Below are 18,417 nucleotides of genomic sequence, written 5' to 3'. Positions count from 1 at the left end.
CAGAGGTAGCAAAGATATATTCCTTTGCTACCCCAGCTTGACTAACTACTCAATGCCTTGATAAACCGTTGCAAACTCTTAAACATACTGGGCTTTTTCACAGGTGTAGCGTCACTTGAACCCTGCGATCGCCCTTGCATGAGAAGATAATCGATATCATCACCCGATGGTTTTTTGGGTAGTTCGGCAATTATTTCCCAATTTTCGCCTTTTTGTACTAAAACTTCCCACTGTCCGGGATAGCAGCGAAATACAGCCGTGGTTTCATCAACTGGGCGCAGATAGTAACAAGATTCAATGGTATTCAGAAACCTTTGGCGGACTTGTCTAGCTGCATAACCAATACCCACAGTCCCAGAATCTTCTAGGCGTGGATTTAACATGACCAAAGGGCGATCGCCAATAATTTCACAAACTTTTTCTAGTTGGGGTATTTCCACAGCAGTAGGGGAAACAAATAAGAAAATTTCGTCTTCTGGCTGAATTTTAGATTGAATCGAAACAGCCCTACCCGTACCAATATCCAGAATTTGGAATGGTGCATCTACCCAATCACGCCGCGCTAAGGCTGCACCACCAGCATCAGCAAAGAACACTTTCAACCGCGACTCATATTCAGCAAATAGCGGTATAAATTGTTCTGCTATGGGCATTTGTTTGAGTTCCGGGAACAGCAAATCAATTTGTACACGATTGTAACCATCTGCTAAAGCGGCTTTTGTAGCCTCACGGGCTTGGGCGATCGCATCTTCAAGACTGTCGGGAAGTTGAGTCATAGTTAGTTTATATCAGGTTTGAGTAATTGAATCACCAATGCCTAATTTTTGCAGTTTTACCGCCCAGCGATCGCTTACTCAACCACAAACCTTACTTCATCTGTAACTTTTCTGGCCCCACATTAGCTATTTCATAACCATTCGGGTAACTGCGGATAGGAGAATCAATATAAAAATTAGTCTGAGTCCGAGGCGGAAGCCAGTGCATGAATTTGGCGCGGAATTTGAGGATTTTGACCATAATAGAACGCAACCACGGAGAAGGATGTTCAAAACCAAAGGCATCAAGCATTGTCTCATCCAGTAAGGCATAGACGATTGGTTTCAATGGTTTTCGCATCCACCAAGGAAACCAACTTAAAAATAAAGCCAGTGTTGATTCTCCAACACGGCGGTTTGTATCAGAATAGCGAAAATTTTCCTTTTCGTAGTTGAGTTTATAGCGTTCAAACTCTGCGTAGGTTTCGGGAATATTTTCAATGTGCATTCTCTTACCAACTTCTCGCCAAAAGTAAAAGGACGCTAATTTTTCTTGTTCGCACATCAACCGCCAACCAAAATTGGCATTCCAATCGATAGGATCATAAATAAAGGTCGATAGTACATATAAGAAATCAGCGTTGTCAATTTTAAAGCGTCCGTGGATGGAGTTCATCCGTTGCAATGCTTGTTGACCGCGATCGCTTTTATAACCCCATTTAACAATTTCTACCAACAAAATCGATGTGTCGTCATAGCGTTTTTGCGGACGCTGATGAAATTCTTTGGTTTTATCCAGTAATTTAGAAATGCTGGGAACACAGTAAGTTCGCATTAAAGCCACTTCGAGCGATCGCTGCATTTCCCAAGAAAATTCATACCCCGACATCAGATAATATATCTCGCTATGGTCGGTTACTGGGTCAAGTTGCTGAATCCGATTAAGGTTTTGGTAACGGTTGGGAAACATAATTCATCATCAAGACTGTATTTATTCTTAATCATTTCTGTCAGGATTGATTTATCACTTTTGATTATGTTATTTTTAATCAGACCAATCGGTCGGTAAAATTGACATAAAAGCTTAAAAATGCTGAATATACACTCAGCACTCAGCACTTTTCTATATGTCCAAAGGTGAAGAAACCAAAACTCGCATTCTCCAACAAGCGGCGGAACTGTTTAACCAACAGGGATATGCGGGTGCGTCGATTTCAGATATTATGCGTGTTACCGGATTGCAGAAAGGAGGAATTTACAATCACTTTTCTAGTAAAGATGAACTAGCATTACAAGCATTTGATTTTGCGATCGCGCTTGTCAGTCAGCGAACAAAAGCCGCACTTCGCAGTCAACACCATGCAAGTGAACGTCTAGAAGCAATTATGGAAGTATTTAGCAGCTTTGTTGAGCATCCACCAATTAAAGGTGGTTGTCCACTGTTGAATACAGCAATTGAGAGTGATGATGCTCATCCAGCATTGCGCGATCGGGCGCGACAAGCAATGAACTCTTGGCTTAACTTAATTTCTCAAATTATTACCAAGGGAATAGATAGAGGTGAAATTCGCACTGAAGTAAATGCAGAGGAAGTTGCAACTATTATTATTGCTACCTTAGAAGGTGCAATCATGATGAGCAAATTATATGACGATGTAATTCATATACAAAGAGCAATTACTCATTTAAAACAGTATATAAACACTAATCTTAAAAGCTATGGTACAAGTTAAAGTATATGGTTTAGCAGATAAACTAAATCCAATTAAATCAGATTTATCTCACATTATTCATACCTCACTAATTGAGATTTTCAAAGTTCCGCCAGAAAAGAAATTTCAGCGATACTTTCCATTAGAAAAAGACAATTTTTATTATCCTAGCGATAGGTCAGATAATTATTTAGTTATCGAAATTATTATGTTTGAAGGACGCTCAGTTGAAACAAAAAAAGAGCTAATTCGACAATTGATTCAAAATATTCATAAAACTTTTGATATTTCTGTGAATGATATTGAAATTACTCTTTTTGAAACACCAAAATCTAATTGGGGCATTAGAGGAACAACCGGAGATGAATTAAATTTGAATTACAAGGTAGAAGTTTAAATTGGTGCATAATATCGTGTCCGGTCAAATACTTATTATTAAAGCAGAGGGGGAGGAGAGAGGGTTTTAACGTTTCTGCACAGATTTCTGGAATCATAACTGATTAACCGGACATGATATAAGCTTTAAATGACAATTTAGATTCGCATAATTATCAAAATGTAGCATTTTTTAAAATTAAAAGACCTTTCGGTCTTGAATATGACTTGGAACACAAAGTTAAATTTTTTTGTCTAATTACAAACCTTTCGGTCTTTTATTTTGAGGAATATTGAGTGATGTTGAAGTTTTACTACAATCCCATTTCCCCCAATGCGCGGCGTGTATGGCTCACTTTACTAGAAAAAGAAATTGCTTTTGAGCCAATCTTGATGAATTTAGATGGTGATCAATTACAACCAGAATTTTTAAAAGTTAATCCTTTTCATCATATTCCAGTCCTAGTTGATGATGACTTACAAATAGTCGAATCTCTAGCAATTATGGACTATTTAGAAGCAAAATATCCTACACCTTCACTACTACCCAAAGAACATCAAGCTTTAGCAAAAGTACGAATGGTGCAGTATGTGACTGCTAATGAATTATTTCCACAAATAGTCTCATTAATTTATGAAAATGCAGACTCACCGCAATTTCTTAAAGCCACACAGCATATAGATAAAGTGCTACTATTCTTGACGGAATTATTGGGTAATTCTTTCTATTTTGGCAGTGAACAGTTAACTTTAGCAGATATAGTTGCTGGTATAGCTGTGTCTTCCTTACCAAGTTTAGGTATTAACTTGAATCATTATCCCAAGATAAATGAATGGACTGAGCGACTGATGCAACGTCCAGTCTGGCAGAAAACAAAATTGAGTGCAGATGATTTTGAACAGTTCAAGCGGCGAGTCCGAATTTTAGTAAAGTTGCGTAGGCGGGAGTTAAATCGGGGAAAGTAGTGATTGAGAGATGCGATCGCTTGAGGCTGTATAAATGATATTTTTTCAACGGTAAATTGCAAATATGACAGCACTGTCATCATATATCTCAAGCCGACCAAGTTTCCCGAAAGTCAGCGTAGAGTGTTAGCCCACCATCAATAAATAGTGTTTGTCCCGTGATATATGCGGCTTCATCAGATGCTAAAAAAGCTACGGCTGCGGCCATTTCTTCTGAAGTTCCCGCACGACTCATTGGAATATGACTTTCAACTACTGCGTATTTTTCCTTGGTTAAGTCATGGAATAATTTTTATGAATCTTTTTATTGGGTAATGTGGAGAATTTTGTCTGACTGTGATGGGCAATTTCCTCGACAGTCACCGTGATGTTTTCTAAGGTATTAAATCTTAACTAAGAGGGTCAAAGCGGTTAACTAATGCAGCTACTATAATCATTGGTAGAGCAACAAGTAAGCAAATTAACCATTGATTTAAGTTCAGTGGCGCAGTAGCAAATAAGTTATTCATTAAGCTCCACTGACTGAAAATTATTTGTAAAAATATCGTAGTAGCAATGCCAATTCCAATAGCTGAAGCATCGCTGAATGTTTGTCTAATTCCTCGTAATTGATTAATTAGAAAAACTCCTAATTGGCTAATACTTAAAAGATAAAATAGCCTACCAGCTACTAAAGCTTGAATCGCCATTGTTCGACCTAAATCAATATTGCCTGTAGTTTGTTTGATCCATTCAAATACACCAAAAATTAAAATCCAGTTAAACACAGAAATTACCGCTATACGCTTAACTAAACTTTTAGAAAGTAAAGGTTCACGAGGGCTACGCGGTTTTTGTTGCATGACTCTTTGAGATTTTGGCTCAAAGGCTAAAGGTACAGTCATAGCGATGGAGTTAACCATATTTAGCCACAATACTTGTAAAGATAAAATAGGCAATTCTCTGGCAAATAAAATGCTAATTAAAATCGTCATTGATTCACCACCATTAACAGGTAAGATGAAGGCGATCGCTTTCAATAAATTACGATAAACAGTCCGCCCTTCTTCCACCGCAGCTTCTATGGAGGCGAAGTTATCATCAGTCAAAATCATGTCTGAGGCTTCTTTGGCGACTTCTGTACCCGCACCCCCCATTGCAATGCCAATGTCTGCTTGTCTTAAGGCTGGTGCATCATTTACACCATCCCCTGTCATCGCCACTATTTCACCTTTTGATTGCAAGGCTTCAACAAGGCGGAGTTTCTGTTCTGGTGCAACACGAGCAAATACTGAACCATCTTCTATCGCCGTAGCCAATGCAGAATTATCCATTTGGGCAAGTTGACTACCCGTAAAAGCCAACACTTCACCATCTTGATTAAAGCCCATGCGCTGGGCGATCGCTCTTGCTGTTACTGCGTGGTCGCCGGTAATCATTTTGACTTGAATACCTGCATTCTGACAGGCTGCTACCGCCTTAATTGCTTCTGTTCTAGGCGGATCAATCATTCCTTGCAATCCCAAAAATACCAAATCCTGCTCGATATCTGCATGGTCGAGGGTATCTTGAGTAGCTGAGACAGATTTTTTCGCCAACGCCAGCACCCGTAAACCCAGGTTCGCCATCACATCAACTTCTTGATGTATGGTGTCTGCATCAACAGAGGTGTTGTTACCCTCCACATTTAACATCTGCTGACAACGTTTGAGAATAGCTTCTACTGAACCTTTAACGTAAATGGTTCTTTGGGAGGAACTTCCGCCCTGATGCAAGGTTGCCATATATTGAAACTCAGACTCAAACGGAATGACATCTATTCTGGGCATTTGAGTATCTAAGTCGCTGCGATGCAGTCCAATTTTATGAGCAGCAGTAATCAATGCTCCCTCGGTAGGATCACCCACAACTTGCCATTGTCCATCCTTTTGTTCGAGGTGCGAGTCATTACATAAAAGTCCCACTTGCAGACATTCTGCTAACGCAGGGAAATTTTGCCAGTCTATAGGCTGTTCATCTGCTAAAATTTCTCCTTCTGGGGCGTAACCTGTACCTGTGACTGTATATTGTTCACCACCTGCATAAATTGCTTGTACAGTCATTTGGTTTTCGGTGAGCGTCCCTGTTTTATCAGAGCAGATGACTGTAGCACCGCCCAAAGTTTCCACGGCTGGCAGTTTCCGCACGATCGCATGGCGGCGAGCCATACGGGAAACACCAATGGCTAATGTCACAGTTACTACTGCTGGCAATCCTTCAGGAATCGCACTCACCGCAAAAGCCACAGCCGCCTCAAACATTCCTGCCCAAGAATTGCCATATCCTAACCCGACTGCAAACGTCAGCGCAGCGATACCTAGAATAATGTACAGCAAGGTACGGCTAAATTTATCAAATTTTCGCGTCAAGGGAGTTTTTAAACTCGTTCCTTGTTCAATCAGTTGGGAAATCCGCCCGGTTTCTGTGGCTTCGCCAATGGCGACGACAATTCCCTTACCAGTGCCGAAAGTCACAAAGCTACCAGCATAAGCCATATTAGCCCGTTCTGCTAAAACTGCATCTACCTCAACGGGTTCGATATTTTTTTCAATAGCGACTGACTCACCTGTGAGTGCTGATTCATTAACTTGCAGATTGCGAGATTTTACCAAACGCAAATCCGCCGGGACTTTATCGCCAGAAGTGAGTAAGACGACATCTCCTGGTACTAACTCTGTCGAGGGAACTTCTACCTTTTGACCGTTGCGGAGAATAGTTGCATTGGTTTGGACTGAAGAAGCTAAAGCTGCGATCGCACTTTCGGCTTTTGATTCTTGAATAAAACCTATAATGGCGTTAATCAAAGTTACGCCCCAAATTACCCAAGCATTTACCCACTGTCCAATTAACGCTTTAATTGCAACCGCAATCAGCAAAATGTACAGCAATGGTTGGTTAAATTGCAATAGAAATCTGATTATTGGGTTCGTTCCCGATTTACCCTTAAGTTCATTAGTACCGTAACGTTCTCGTCGTTTTACTACCTCATCTGAAGTTAAACCTGTTTCTGGATTAGTGCTGAAGTTCTGAGCTACCTTTGAGGCTGGTAAATTGTGCCATTGCTTTGGCTGCGTGATTATTTCAGAGGTTGCTGCCATTTTTTTGTATCAAGATGATTAATGTTAATCACCAAGATTATGAAAAATGAATGTGATCAAAAGGTGACAGAAATATTTATTTTGCAAAAGTTTCAATACGCTTCTGGTCTTGGTTAAAAATCACTGTACCGACATTCCTGGGCTTAAGTGCAATTATTCTATTGCTACTGGTATTGTTTACTATTCTTCAAGTCCCTTCTTTTGTTATCGGTAATGATAATTTTTGGTTATTTCGTTGGCGATATGAACAGGACGCTAATTTTTCAATTGCCTTCAATCCCTTAAATGTATTTGCCATAGCATCTATCATTGGCTTGATCAGTATGTGCTTTAACCAGAGTCGGCGCAGATGATAGAGACACTAATGATTGGGAGATGCGATCGCTAGAATCTATGTAGACAATATATTTTTTAAAGCTAGTCCGAGAGACTGCATAAACTCATAACCCCAAACCTATTGATTGAGTGAAGGGATGAAACCCGCACACTAAACACTCACATTCAAAGGAAAACGGTTATGAAAACACATCTTTTATTGAGCCTTGCTTGTTCTATCTCTTTGTTGGGTACAGCTACATTACCTACTCATGCTCAACAAGTTCCACCTGACGAACCACAACCACAAGCCATCAGTTCCGAAATTACCATACCTCAAGATACCGCAATTATTGTGGCTTTTCCTGCACCTGTGACCATCGATGTTGGACAAAAGAAAGATTATCCTCTAACTCTTCCTTTAGCTAGTGCCATTAAAGATGCTCACGGCAACATCATCGCACCTGAAAACACGCCTGTCAGTATAGTTTTAAAACCAAAAGAAGGCGGAGCGAAAATTGTAGCCCAGTCTTTAGTAATTAACGGCAGAATTGTCACCATTAAAGCCTCTAGCCAAGTTATTCCTGGTACTACCATTACCCATGTACGAGCTAATGATAAGGCGATCGAAAATGGTTCAGTTTGGGGGAGAATTGGCGGCAGTACTTTAGGCTTTATCAGCCAAGGAGATCCTGAGCAATTTGATCGAGGAGCTATGTTAGGCAGTGCTGTAGGATTGTTGACAGGCTTGCGTTCCGCAGAAAACACCCGGATTGTGCAAATTCCCCAAAGCAGTGTTTATGTCTTATCCCTTGAGGCTCCTATTAGTTTAACTCCTCGTTAGTGCCAAAAAAATCAGATAAAATCACTGTCAAAATTTTACGCTGGCTGCAAGATGGCTAAATGAAAATTATGTCGATTTTCCACTATCAAGTATTTTTCTTGTAATGGTTGCCACTGCTGCCATAATTGGTAACGATGTTCTGCTAATAAGTTAGCTAAGGTAGGCAGATGCGCGTGGAATTCTGATTTAAAAATATCTGTTAGCCACTCTCCCATCACTACGCTGTCTTGAATGCTCCCTAAAATATCTTGTATGCTTTTTACTTCTGCAATGTAACCTGTGTAAGAGTCTGCATATAATTCAGCAAATAATTCCATTTGATAACGCAACCGTTTTGCTTGTTTGCGTAAATCATGAATCGTATCACCTTTACTAGTTAAATGTTGTTCTATTTTTTCAGCTTGCCAATCATGGCGAATTTTCACTTCTGACTCTGTAACTTGAGTCCCGACTAACCAACCAGGATGGAGAAAGAAAATACTGACTTCTGGTAACAGTAAATCTGGTAATACTTGCTGAATTGGCAGAGAACCTAAAGATTGATATTGAGGTTTTTCTAACCATTCTTCTAATGTTTGCTTAAAAGATTTATATGGTTCATCTTTAAGTGTATTCAACACATCAGCTAATGCAACTTCTCGCTGTTTTGCTAAAGCCTGAAAAGCCTTATTTAGAGATTTTTGTTCTTTATGGGGTAGTTTTGGTTGGTAAAGCTGTTCTAAACTTTCTTTGAGTACATCTAAGTCTCTGAGGCTACCCAATCGGCGAGCAATTTTGCCTATATTTTTATCGCTGGCTGGCTTGGGCAAATCTAATACAACATCAAACCGACTAACTGCGGTGCGGAGACGGCGCATTCCCACACGCATTTGATGTAATGCTTCGGGATCTTCATCTTTTTTAACAGTTTTTTCGTACTTTAAAGTTTTATTAAAATGCTTTTGAATTGCTTGGTAGGCGTATTCGCCTAGGGTTTTTACGGTGGGTTTGGTGGCTAATTTCATAATTAATAACAACTAGTTACTTATTGGGTTTATTGCATACTAGCATTAGTTTAAAAAATCATCTATCTCTAGATAGTTTTTTTAAGCCAATAATCATCATAATAAGTATTAACATTATAATATTTCGGGTTGATTATAAACATAAAAACAAATTTATTTAAGAGATATATTGAGCGATTTATAAGTAAAATGGTTATTATAACTGTTAAAGATTGATGATAATTACAAATTAAAAATTTTATAAAAACTATAGAAAAATTGCAGACTATCCAGCCAGTTATTCTCTGATTTACTGAAGCTTTCAAGAATAAAGAACAGATATTTCGGGAGTCAGGTTAACGCCTGAAAAACATTTATGGTTGGGTTCAGATGAAACTTCTACCTTGGAAAGACTAACGTTGAGTGAGGCAAATAAATTTGCAGAACACCAACAATATAGAGTCTCAGACTTTTTAAATTTACCCGCCTCCGAAGATGAGGAAATTGATATTGAAGGAATGGCGTATACAGACTATTATGTATGGATTTTCGGTTCCCATAGCTACAAACGCAAAAAACCAAAACCTGACCAATCTGATCAAAAAAATGTTTCTAGACTAGCAAAAATTGAAATCGAATTTAATCGCTATATCTTAGGTAGAATTCCTTAAAACTCTAGATTCCAAGATATATCAGGAGTGCCTTCGCTGTTAGTGGTTTATGATTTTCCGGCTGAGACTAGGTTAATTGACGATCGCAACATCACAGCCGATATATTCCCCTGAAGTTAAAGGTTAGTGGAAATCGCTTGCACAGGACAAGTCGGAATACACTGTTCACAAACAATACAGCGCGATCGCGTAAACGTTAGCTTGAATGTTTCTGGGTGCAGACTCAGTGCTTCTGTGGGACATACTCCAGTACATAAGCCACAGTCAACACAAACATCTTCATCAATGGCAATTTCTCCCAAACTGGAAGATACACCAATGTGACGCGATCGCATCCATTCAATTGCTGCATCTAACTGATCAATATCTCCAGAGAGTTCCACCACCAGTTTACCAATTTGATTGGGGGCAACTTGGGCGCGGATAATATTGGCAGCTACATTAAAATCTTTTGCCAGTACATAGGTTACAGGCATTTGAATGGCACGCTTGGGGAATGTTAGAGTAACTCGTTTTTTCACAGGTTTAAGCAGGTAGAGGCGGACAGATAAAAAGAAAACGATAAACTAAATAGTGGCAATAGTTAATAAGTATGAATAAATTTGCTATGACTACAGAAGCACCCGTTAATTCTCCCGCCAAACCGGAATCTAAATTTGGGGCGCGTTTGAGAAACTTCTTAATTGTAATAGTAGCGATCGCCCTGAGTGTTGCCCTTGTCTTAGGGTTAAGAACTGAAACTAATTCCATTTCCGTTGCTGAGTTGGCGAAAAACTCCACCCCCTTAGATGTTGCTGTGAGTAACGGTAAACCATCCATCGTTGAGTTTTACGCTGACTGGTGTACTGTTTGCCAAAAAATGGCACCAGATATGGCAGAACTTGAACAGCAGTATGCCGACAAAGCTAATTTTGTCATGCTGAACGTAGATAACACCAAATGGTTGCCAGAAATGTTGAAATATCGCGTAGATGGGATTCCCCATTTTGTATTTTTAACTAAAGATGCAGAAAGCATAGCCCAGGCGATCGGTGATATACCTCGTAATATCATGGCTAATAATGTCGAGGCGTTAGTTGCGGGTACACCCTTACCTTATGCCCAAGCTAGTGGTAAAACTTCTAAAGTTTCCACCTCAGTTCCATCAAAACAGCAAGATGATCCCCGCAGTCATGGGAGTCAAGTCGTGAATTAATCTTGTTAAACATAGAAAAATCAAGGTAGGTTGGGTGGAACCTAGACACCCGCAGGGTAATGAAACCCAACAAAATCAACATTTCACTGCATCGTCCAATTCACTAAATTACTGATACACATCACTTTCTCTGAACCTCTCCTTCTGTTCGCCGAGCGAAGTCGAGGCGCTATCTTCATATATGTATACTTTTTAAAGTGAAATGGTATCAGTCCTATCTTTGTCAACAAAAACAAATGCACCAGTAATATCTTACTGGTGCAACAAGCAAATCTCGATAAACAGGGAAGTAATTGAGAACAGTTGTTCGCTATTTTTATAGATAGATATTGTACCGATTTGACCAACCTAGATTTTATTGGCTCAACCGCCTGCAACAGCAGGTACAATACTCACTTCATCACCATCTTTCAACGGTGTAGCTATTCCCTCTAAAAAGCGGATATCTTCACTATTCACATACAAATTTAAAAAGCGTCGTGGTTGTCCGTGTTCATCACACAGCCGCTCTTTGATACCAGGACAATGTTTTTCTAAGGAATTGAACAACTCAGCGACACTGCTACCTGTGCATTCGATGGTAGCTTTATTATCTGTGAACTTTTGGAGAGCAGTGGGAATTAAAACAGTAACAGCCATATTGGAAGTGTGAAGTGTGAAGTGTGAAATTTAGGTTTTTACCTTTAACTGCCCTTCGGGCGAGGCAGAAAGCAGAGGACAGGAGGCAGAAGGGAAAATTTTGAATTAAGAATAAAGCCTTTTTGACTCGCCTATATGGGTTTAAGTCTCCCGCCATCATCTGGTGATTTGGCAGTCTACGATTAGAGGTGGGTTTGCATCACCCTCTAATCAGCCTCCTGCCTTTCAACTCCTGTCTCCTTTAAACTAGAACTTGTTGCCATTCCAGGCGGTCTAGAGTACGAGAACGTTCTAGCGCACGTTCAAAACTATCGAGTTTGGCATCAATTGTCAATGGTTCGCCAACGTAACCTTGAACTGCTTCTTGAGTTTTCAAACCATTGCCAGTGATATAAACCACAGTAGTTTCATCTGGATCAATTTTGCCAGCTTCTACCAATTTTTTCAGCACAGCGACGGTTGTTCCACCTGCTGTTTCTGTAAAGATACCTTCGGTTTCTGCCAGCAACTTGATGCCTTCGATAATTTCTGCATCGGTAACTGATTCAATATTACCGCCTGTTTTCTTCGCAATTTCGACAGCATAGACACCATCTGCTGGATTCCCAATTGCGATCGATTTAGCAATTGTATTTGGTTTCACAGGCTTGATAAAGTCGCGATCTTCTCTAAATGCTTGGGCGATGGGTGAACAACCTTCAGCTTGTGCGCCGCTAAAACGCACATTTTTGCCTTCTACTAAGCCAACTTCAACAAATTCTTTGAAGCCTTTATAGATTTTGGTAAATAGTGAACCAGAAGCCAAAGGTGCAACTATATGATCTGGTAATTGCCAACCTAATTGTTCCGCTACTTCAAAACCAAGAGTTTTGGAACCTTCAGAGTAGTAAGGGCGTAGATTAATATTTACAAAACCCCAGCCATGTGTGTTTGCTACTTCCGAACAGAGGCGGTTTACTTGATCGTAGTTGCCTTTAACAGCCATGAGAGTAGGACTGTAAATCAAGCTACCTAGCACTTTACCTGCTTCTAAGTCAGAGGGTATGAATACGCAGCAGTCTAAACCAGCATGAGCCGCGATCGCTGCTGTCGAATTTGCTAAGTTACCAGTACTAGCACAAGATACTGTCGTAAAACCTAACTCTCTGGCGCGAGACAAAGCAACTGAAACTACCCGATCCTTAAAGCTGAGGGTAGGCATGTTGACGGCATCATTTTTAATGTAAAGCTTATTCAGACCCAGGCGACGGGCAAGACGTTGGGAACGCACCAAAGGAGTCATCCCGGTTCCCACATCAATTACATTGTCAGTTGCAACAGGTAAAAATTGACGATAGCGCCAAATTGAATTTGGCCCGGCTTGAATTTTTTCGCGGCTCACACTCAGGCGAATATTGTTGTAGTTATATTTCACTTCCAACGGCCCAAAGCAAAACTCACAAACATGACTAGCTTGGAGTTCGTATTCTGCACCACATTCTTTACACTTCAACGCTTCTAGATTACCTGTGGTGGTTTGGGTGTGTGTGGAGATTGCCTGAGTCATAGCGATCGCTTTCCCTGTTTTGTCCGTCAACTGTCGCTTGATAGTAACACGAGTAAAAATACCAGTCAAACATACCCGATAAAAATAGTCGGATATATTGTCCCGGCACTCTAAATTCTTTGAGCAAACAAAAACCTATTTTTTATTGTTAATGAACACTCAGTATTACGGTGTTGTCATATTAACGAAGTATAAAAAATTAGGAGCATCTTAACTATGATTTAGTAAAAACTACTGTGTACCTTTAAGTATGAATTTTTGGTATACCAGTATTTCGACTGTTTTTTAATTCCAGAGGCTTGATTTAAGGTTGTTATTGTTACGCAATATTGGTGTAACAAGTAATAGCCAAAGTGTCGGTAAATAGTACCGAGTCTAAGTAAAATCTATAACTCGTAGGCAATTAGGATTACATCACCGTTGGAATTGAATAATTCAATTCCAGCATTTATATGGACTCTCATCGAAATTAATCAGGCTGCACCATACTAAGCGACTACACCCAATGAAATCTCGTTACCAAATTCACAAGGCGCAAAACTGTATATTTCACAATACTTTAGTAGCAACAGTATTGTTAGCTAACGGGTTTTTCTTGGTTTCCCCAGTGTTAGCTCAAACTACCCCAACCGCAGCTGGTTCAACTATCGATAACCAAGCAACAGCCACCTACGAAGACCCCAACAATCCCAACGTACCAATCAACAGTACTTCTAATACCGTTACTGTCACCGTAGCCGAAGTAGCTGGGATATCCGTTGTCGCTGGTACACCTGAAGATGATAACGGTGGAACTATTCAAATCGGCGATCTCATCTATTTTCCATTTACAATTACCAACGTCGGTAACGACCCAACTAGATTCCAAATTCCCACCCAAGCTGGGATTACAGGCCCAGGTACCCAAGGCACACTACAATACAGTACCGACGGTGGAACAACATGGACAAATGTTCCTAATGGTGGCTTTACCACATCTTCCATACCTGTGAATGGCACGATACTAGTCAGAGTACCAGTCACAGTCAATTCTGGTGCAACATCAGGTCAAACCATCAAAGTTACTTTAGGGGAAACTAACCCTGCTGAAACCGCAACCAACTCCCCACGTAGCGGCTCAGTTAATGATGCGAGAGATATTTACACGGTAGATAACCCAGATGGTACGCCTGTAGAAGTTCTAGGTACACCTGCTAACGGAGTAGTAGAAGGCAGCGCCTCAGCCAGCATCACAATTAATCCAAAAAATTATTCTTTGGCTACTATCTTCAAAACTCGTGGTACTTATAACAATCAGAATACTCTCGGAGATATCACAGACGATACCATCAACTACAACTTAAGTTTACAAGTTAGGTCTACTGATAATACAGGACAAAACATCACGCCTTCAGCCTTAGCAGGTTCTGTCGTAACAGGTCTTTCTGGCACAAATATCCTAGTATCAGATGCTATTCCCGCCGGTACTCAATTAGCAGTTGCGCCGACAGCTCCTACTGGTTGGACTGTCGTTTACTCTACTACTCCTGTCACTACATCTGCTAACGCTGCTACCTGGACAACCACAGCCCCAACTTTATCTACTGTCACCCGCATCGGTTTTGCAAAAACTACTGTAGATGGCAACACATCTACTTATCTTCCTGCTGCTGATGCACAATCAACCAGTTTCTCTATTCAAGTAAAAGTTAAAGCTGGAGAAACTGCACCTTTAACCATCGCCAACATCGCCCAAGTCTTCGGTAAAACCCCAGGAACAGATGCGCCAGTGTTTGACGAATCTGGTGATCAAAACCCCAGTAACTTCAATGGAGTTTCAGGTAACATGACACCTCCAGCCAACACAGATACAAATGGGGATGGTGTACCAGATCAGTTACCACCGACTGTACCTGACGGTTATATTAATGATTCAAATGATTTAACCACAACTGGAACTGACACTGCTGGCAACAATACTGGTGATACTGAAAATACAACCGCCAACTCTGGTGGTGAAGCCAACGTATTTACTCTTGATGTTGTTTTGCTGCTCAATGGGCCAAACGGTTTTCCTGGAGCAGTAGGGCCAACAAATAACAATGATGACTTTACGAATAAATCTTCCAATGTACCAGCAGATATGACTCCTGGTACAACATTTGATCCAGATCAAGTAAGTTTTACTAACACTATTCTCAATCCGGGTACTGTAGCAGCCAATGTCTCTTTAATACCAACGCCACCAGCTAACCCAAGTAATTTACCTGTAGATACATTGGTGACTATATCTTACGGGGGAGCATCTGCTACTTATAGATATGATGGTACACAGTTTGTCTTTACAAGTGGTACTGGTAGTGTAGCAGGCAATCCAGTTAGTGCGACTAACCCAGTACGCATTGATAACGTAGCTTCCAATGGAACAGCTAGCTACACTGTCATTGTTGACTTACCAAGTGACACGCGACTTTCTACTGATCCTGGCTTTGAACGAGGTTTCTCAGTACCAGTTACAGCATTTGTTGACACTGATAATAATGGATTACCAGATGACCGAGCAACAAACACCACGATTAATCGTGTCTATACTGGTTTCTTGCAATTAATCAAACAGTCACGGGTTTTACAAGGAACAGGCCCAGCCGTGCAAGGAAGTGATGGAACTTTGAGTACAGCACCAAAAAAACCAGCACCAGGCAACATTATTGAGTACGTGATTCAGTACAAAAATATTTCTGAACCGCAGCCAGCGAGTGGTAGTAATAATGTAATTTTAAATGCTGGCAACGTGGTAATTACAGAAGATGGCAGTGGCACTGTAAATTCTAATAATTGGGCGAAAGATAATGATGGCAATGGTGCAATTGATACTAGCCATGTTCTTGGCTCAGTTCAGGGAGCAGGAACAACTCAATTCTTCAGTGGCACTCCTGCTAATAATCTTCTTAGTGGTGAACAAAGTGGTACTACTGCGAGTAGCGATGTCACCAAGTATGTGAATACTCTTACTAACCCAGTTGCACCTGGTGCAACTGGAACATTTATCTTCCAGCGCAAAGTGAACTAATAGTAATTTATCAGGGTGGCTACAATGCAACGAATTTTAATCAATGGAATAGGGGCAATTTTATTACTAACTACAGCCTCATTTATAAATCCTCTACCAGGATTACTTTATAGCTGGACAATTAACAGAGCAGTGGCACAAAGTCCTGAAAAACAACAGACTTTAAAGTTATTTTTGGCAGCTGAAAAGCAAGTTTTAATTAAGGATGAACAAGGAAAGCAAAAAATCACATGGCAGGCTTTGAATAACAAAGCGATTGTCAAACCAGGAGATATCTTACGCTATACCTTGACTGGTGAAAATACAAGCGATCGCCCCCTGAAGAATCTTAATCTCAATCAACCAATTGCCAAAGGCATGGTTTATATTTTAAAGTCAGCTAATTTTCCTAGTGATGTCAAAGTTAGCTACAGCATTGATGGTGGGCGTAGTTTCGTAGTAAATCCCACAATTAAAGTTACTCTACCTAATGGCAATATCCAAACTCAACCTGCACCAGCTAGTGCTTATACACATATTCGCTTTTATAGCCCAGTAATTGCAGCCAACACTACACTCAAAGTCACTTATCAAACGCAGGTGCGTTAAATCCTAAATAAAAAAGACAAAACCTCAAATTTTTCGTTTGAGAATTCATCACTTTTTTATTATTTGGGCTTTACAACTCAAATATTAATTTTTAGAATGTAAATCCATCTACTAAAAATGGTATGTAAAACAATGAATTTTTTCAGTGTTATACGAAAACAAAAACAAAATATTTTTAGTAGTAGATGGCAATATAAATTGTCTAATATTATTGTGGTAATTGGTTTTTTAACAATAAATATTCCTGTCAATACAACGGCACAAGAAACAACAAACAATATTGTCAATCAGGCTAGTTATACTTATACAGATTCACAGAATATTAATAGGCCGTATCGAGGAATTTCTGGTGAGCTAAAACTATTAACTGATATTAATATTTCTAGTAGCAAATCAGGGAGAATTTTAGGCTGTGCTGGAACAACATTGTCTGACTATACAGGTTTCTCTGTGGGCTTATATGAAGCCGATATTAATGATCCAACAGGTACAGAATTAGGCAAAATCGTATCTTTAACTCGCACAGAGTTACCGGATGTTCCAAATAATAATCTTCCTGGTGGACAAAACCCAAATATTGAGAATTCTAATCCTTTTTTCTTGAAAAATAACCCAGCAGGTGTTTACAACATATTGCTTGACCCGAATAGAGGTCAAACTGAGGCTGGTAAAACTTACATTTTGGTAGTCAATCCACCACAAAATTCTAATTACCAACAGCGGCGAATTAAAATTCAGATTACTGGTGTTGATAGCACTAATAATAACAGTGTGAAATATGTGGCAGCTTCTTTGGATGGAGAACCGTTAAATAGTACAGGTGCAACCAGAGTTGAAGACACATTAGTTGCCGTTGCAAAGGCAGAAGTTAACCAACGTAGTTTATTGGCTTTGGCATTTACAGCTAATTTATGTACAGCACAACAATTACAAATTATTAAAACAGGCGATCGCGCCACTGCGGAACCAGGGGATACAGTTATCTACCGCATATCTGTAAAAAACTTATCTGATTCTGGTTTAAACAACTTAGCTGTTACTGATAACTTGCCTTTAGGCTTTCATTTTATTAACAAATCTGTGCGCGGTGAGTTGGATGGTCAAGCAGTTAACATTACCACAGAGCGCAATGGCAATACAGTTATCTTCCGCACAGATGTGACAATTCCATCTCAAAAAGTGGTGAATATTGCCTACGCTGCCCAACTTACACCCGATGCAGTGCGGGGGACTGGTCGCAATAGTGCGATCGCCCGTGTACTCAGAACTGACAATAGTCTAGCAGCCAAGGATGGCCCAGCAACGCACCAATTAGTGATTCGTCCGGGGATTGTGGCTGACTGCGGCACAATTATCGGTCGTGTATTTGAAGATAAAAACTTTGATGGTGAACAGCAAACTGGTGAACCAGGAATTCCCAATGCCGTAATTTTCTTAGAAAACGGTAATCGCATCACCACAGATCCCAATGGTTTGTTTTCTGTTGCCAATGTTTTGCCAGGAAGTCATACCGGAGTCCTCGACCTCAGCAGCATTCCCGGCTACACCCTAGCTCCCAACCGCAAATTCCGCGAACGTAATACCCAATCTCGCTGGGTGCGTCTAGAACCTGGCGGCTTAGTCCGAATGAACTTTGCTGTCACCCCCAGCAGGAGTAAATAAA

General features: G+C 40.2%; 15 protein-coding genes and 2 pseudogenes. 9 read left to right on the top strand and 8 right to left on the bottom strand.

The features are described from left to right. Positions 1 to 41 precede the first annotated feature (41 nt). Together H6G75_RS01495 and H6G75_RS01490 are read right to left on the bottom strand one after the other, a co-directional pair. Positions 42 to 776, bottom strand: coding sequence for a DUF1995 family protein (locus H6G75_RS01495; protein WP_190978230.1), 735 nt, complete (start codon positions 774 to 776; stop codon positions 42 to 44). A 91-nt stretch (positions 777 to 867) separates the two neighbouring features. Continuing rightward, positions 868 to 1,725: an oxygenase MpaB family protein gene (locus tag H6G75_RS01490; protein ID WP_190978229.1), complete on the bottom strand. Its 858-nt coding sequence runs from the start codon at positions 1,723 to 1,725 to the stop codon at positions 868 to 870. A gap of 157 nt (positions 1,726 to 1,882) precedes the next feature. Here H6G75_RS01490 and H6G75_RS01485 point away from each other — a divergent pair, with 157 nt between their 5' ends. The 3 genes from H6G75_RS01485 to H6G75_RS01475 all read left to right on the top strand — a co-directional run bounded on the left by H6G75_RS01485 (position 1,883) and on the right by H6G75_RS01475 (position 3,808). After that, positions 1,883 to 2,488, top strand: coding sequence for a TetR/AcrR family transcriptional regulator (locus H6G75_RS01485; RefSeq protein ID WP_190978228.1), 606 nt, complete (start codon positions 1,883 to 1,885; stop codon positions 2,486 to 2,488). Next, complete coding sequence (locus tag H6G75_RS01480; RefSeq protein ID WP_190978227.1) at positions 2,475 to 2,864, top strand: tautomerase family protein; 390 nt, start codon at positions 2,475 to 2,477, stop codon at positions 2,862 to 2,864. Before H6G75_RS01485 ends, H6G75_RS01480 begins: the two co-directional genes overlap by 14 nt. Positions 2,865 to 3,142: 278 nt before the next feature. Then, entirely contained in the window at positions 3,143 to 3,808 is a 666-nt protein-coding gene (locus H6G75_RS01475; protein WP_190978226.1) for a glutathione S-transferase family protein, read from the top strand. An 88-nt stretch (positions 3,809 to 3,896) separates the two neighbouring features. Here the strand turns inward: H6G75_RS01475 and H6G75_RS01470 are convergent. Together H6G75_RS01470 and H6G75_RS01465 are read right to left on the bottom strand one after the other, a co-directional pair. Further along, a pseudogene (locus H6G75_RS01470) lies at positions 3,897 to 4,076 on the bottom strand (SDR family oxidoreductase); the annotation flags it as partial. 121 nt (positions 4,077 to 4,197) lie between these two features. Then, a complete protein-coding gene (locus tag H6G75_RS01465) occupies positions 4,198 to 6,924 on the bottom strand; it encodes a cation-transporting P-type ATPase (RefSeq protein ID WP_190978225.1) in 2,727 nt (908 codons plus the stop codon). Positions 6,925 to 7,441: 517 nt separating this feature from the next. Here H6G75_RS01465 and H6G75_RS01460 point away from each other — a divergent pair. After that, positions 7,442 to 8,083, top strand: coding sequence for a hypothetical protein (locus H6G75_RS01460; protein WP_190978224.1), 642 nt, complete (start codon positions 7,442 to 7,444; stop codon positions 8,081 to 8,083). Positions 8,084 to 8,118: 35 nt separating this feature from the next. Here the strand turns inward: H6G75_RS01460 and H6G75_RS01455 are convergent, their stop codons facing one another. Further along, the gene (locus H6G75_RS01455) at positions 8,119 to 9,087 is read right to left on the bottom strand and encodes a CHAD domain-containing protein (RefSeq protein WP_190978223.1); all 969 of its coding nucleotides are present in this window, start codon (positions 9,085 to 9,087) and stop codon (positions 8,119 to 8,121) included. A 311-nt stretch (positions 9,088 to 9,398) separates the two neighbouring features. Between H6G75_RS01455 and H6G75_RS01450 the strand changes: the two are divergent. Continuing rightward, positions 9,399 to 9,734: pseudogene (locus H6G75_RS01450) on the top strand (DUF3616 domain-containing protein); the annotation flags it as partial. A gap of 119 nt (positions 9,735 to 9,853) precedes the next feature. Here the strand turns inward: H6G75_RS01450 and H6G75_RS01445 are convergent. Further along, a complete protein-coding gene (locus H6G75_RS01445; RefSeq protein WP_190978222.1) occupies positions 9,854 to 10,258 on the bottom strand; it encodes an NIL domain-containing protein in 405 nt (134 codons plus the stop codon). Between the two features lie 86 nt (positions 10,259 to 10,344). On the opposite strand from H6G75_RS01445, the gene H6G75_RS01440 reads away from it, so the two are divergent. Next, entirely contained in the window at positions 10,345 to 10,932 is a 588-nt protein-coding gene (locus tag H6G75_RS01440; protein WP_190978303.1) for a thioredoxin family protein, read from the top strand. Positions 10,933 to 11,295: 363 nt separating this feature from the next. Here H6G75_RS01440 and H6G75_RS01435 read toward each other — a convergent pair whose 3' ends face one another. Together H6G75_RS01435 and thrC are read right to left on the bottom strand one after the other, a co-directional pair. After that, positions 11,296 to 11,571 (bottom strand): MoaD/ThiS family protein, encoded by a 276-nt coding sequence (locus tag H6G75_RS01435; RefSeq protein WP_190978221.1) that lies wholly within the window; start codon positions 11,569 to 11,571, stop codon positions 11,296 to 11,298. A 241-nt stretch (positions 11,572 to 11,812) separates the two neighbouring features. Continuing rightward, a complete protein-coding gene (thrC, locus tag H6G75_RS01430; RefSeq protein WP_190978302.1) occupies positions 11,813 to 13,117 on the bottom strand; it encodes a threonine synthase in 1,305 nt (434 codons plus the stop codon). 505 nt (positions 13,118 to 13,622) lie between these two features. Between thrC and H6G75_RS01425 the strand changes: the two genes are divergently transcribed. The 3 genes from H6G75_RS01425 (at position 13,623) to H6G75_RS01415 (ending at position 18,416) form a co-directional block, all read left to right on the top strand. Next, positions 13,623 to 16,166 carry a hypothetical protein gene (locus tag H6G75_RS01425; protein ID WP_190978220.1) on the top strand — a complete coding sequence of 848 codons (2,544 nt, stop codon included), beginning with the start codon at positions 13,623 to 13,625 and terminating at the stop codon, positions 16,164 to 16,166. 24 nt (positions 16,167 to 16,190) lie between these two features. Further along, entirely contained in the window at positions 16,191 to 16,754 is a 564-nt protein-coding gene (locus H6G75_RS01420; RefSeq protein ID WP_190978219.1) for a DUF11 domain-containing protein, read from the top strand. 132 nt (positions 16,755 to 16,886) lie between these two features. Continuing rightward, a complete protein-coding gene (locus H6G75_RS01415; protein ID WP_190978218.1) occupies positions 16,887 to 18,416 on the top strand; it encodes a DUF11 domain-containing protein in 1,530 nt (509 codons plus the stop codon). Position 18,417 lies beyond the last annotated feature (1 nt).

This window comes from Nostoc sp. FACHB-280, assembly GCF_014697615.1.
Lineage (GTDB): Bacteria > Cyanobacteriota > Cyanobacteriia > Cyanobacteriales > Nostocaceae > Nostoc_B.
This window is presented reverse-complemented; position numbering and strand designations above follow the sequence as displayed.

What these genes read in the sequence shown, in the direction of transcription:
- H6G75_RS01440 (WP_190978303.1), top strand. Translation starts at nt 10,345, where the DNA reads ATGACTACAGAAGCACCCGTTAATTCTCCCGCCAAACCGGAATCTAAA.
- H6G75_RS01465 (WP_190978225.1), bottom strand. Translation starts at nt 6,924, where the DNA reads ATGGCAGCAACCTCTGAAATAATCACGCAGCCAAAGCAATGGCACAAT.
- H6G75_RS01415 (WP_190978218.1), top strand. Translation starts at nt 16,887, where the DNA reads ATGAATTTTTTCAGTGTTATACGAAAACAAAAACAAAATATTTTTAGT.
- H6G75_RS01495 (WP_190978230.1), bottom strand. Translation starts at nt 776, where the DNA reads ATGACTCAACTTCCCGACAGTCTTGAAGATGCGATCGCCCAAGCCCGT.
- H6G75_RS01420 (WP_190978219.1), top strand. Translation starts at nt 16,191, where the DNA reads ATGCAACGAATTTTAATCAATGGAATAGGGGCAATTTTATTACTAACT.
- H6G75_RS01460 (WP_190978224.1), top strand. Translation starts at nt 7,442, where the DNA reads ATGAAAACACATCTTTTATTGAGCCTTGCTTGTTCTATCTCTTTGTTG.
- H6G75_RS01490 (WP_190978229.1), bottom strand. Translation starts at nt 1,725, where the DNA reads ATGTTTCCCAACCGTTACCAAAACCTTAATCGGATTCAGCAACTTGAC.
- H6G75_RS01425 (WP_190978220.1), top strand. Translation starts at nt 13,623, where the DNA reads ATGAAATCTCGTTACCAAATTCACAAGGCGCAAAACTGTATATTTCAC.
- H6G75_RS01480 (WP_190978227.1), top strand. Translation starts at nt 2,475, where the DNA reads ATGGTACAAGTTAAAGTATATGGTTTAGCAGATAAACTAAATCCAATT.
- H6G75_RS01455 (WP_190978223.1), bottom strand. Translation starts at nt 9,087, where the DNA reads ATGAAATTAGCCACCAAACCCACCGTAAAAACCCTAGGCGAATACGCC.
- H6G75_RS01435 (WP_190978221.1), bottom strand. Translation starts at nt 11,571, where the DNA reads ATGGCTGTTACTGTTTTAATTCCCACTGCTCTCCAAAAGTTCACAGAT.
- thrC (WP_190978302.1), bottom strand. Translation starts at nt 13,117, where the DNA reads ATGACTCAGGCAATCTCCACACACACCCAAACCACCACAGGTAATCTA.
- H6G75_RS01485 (WP_190978228.1), top strand. Translation starts at nt 1,883, where the DNA reads ATGTCCAAAGGTGAAGAAACCAAAACTCGCATTCTCCAACAAGCGGCG.
- H6G75_RS01475 (WP_190978226.1), top strand. Translation starts at nt 3,143, where the DNA reads ATGTTGAAGTTTTACTACAATCCCATTTCCCCCAATGCGCGGCGTGTA.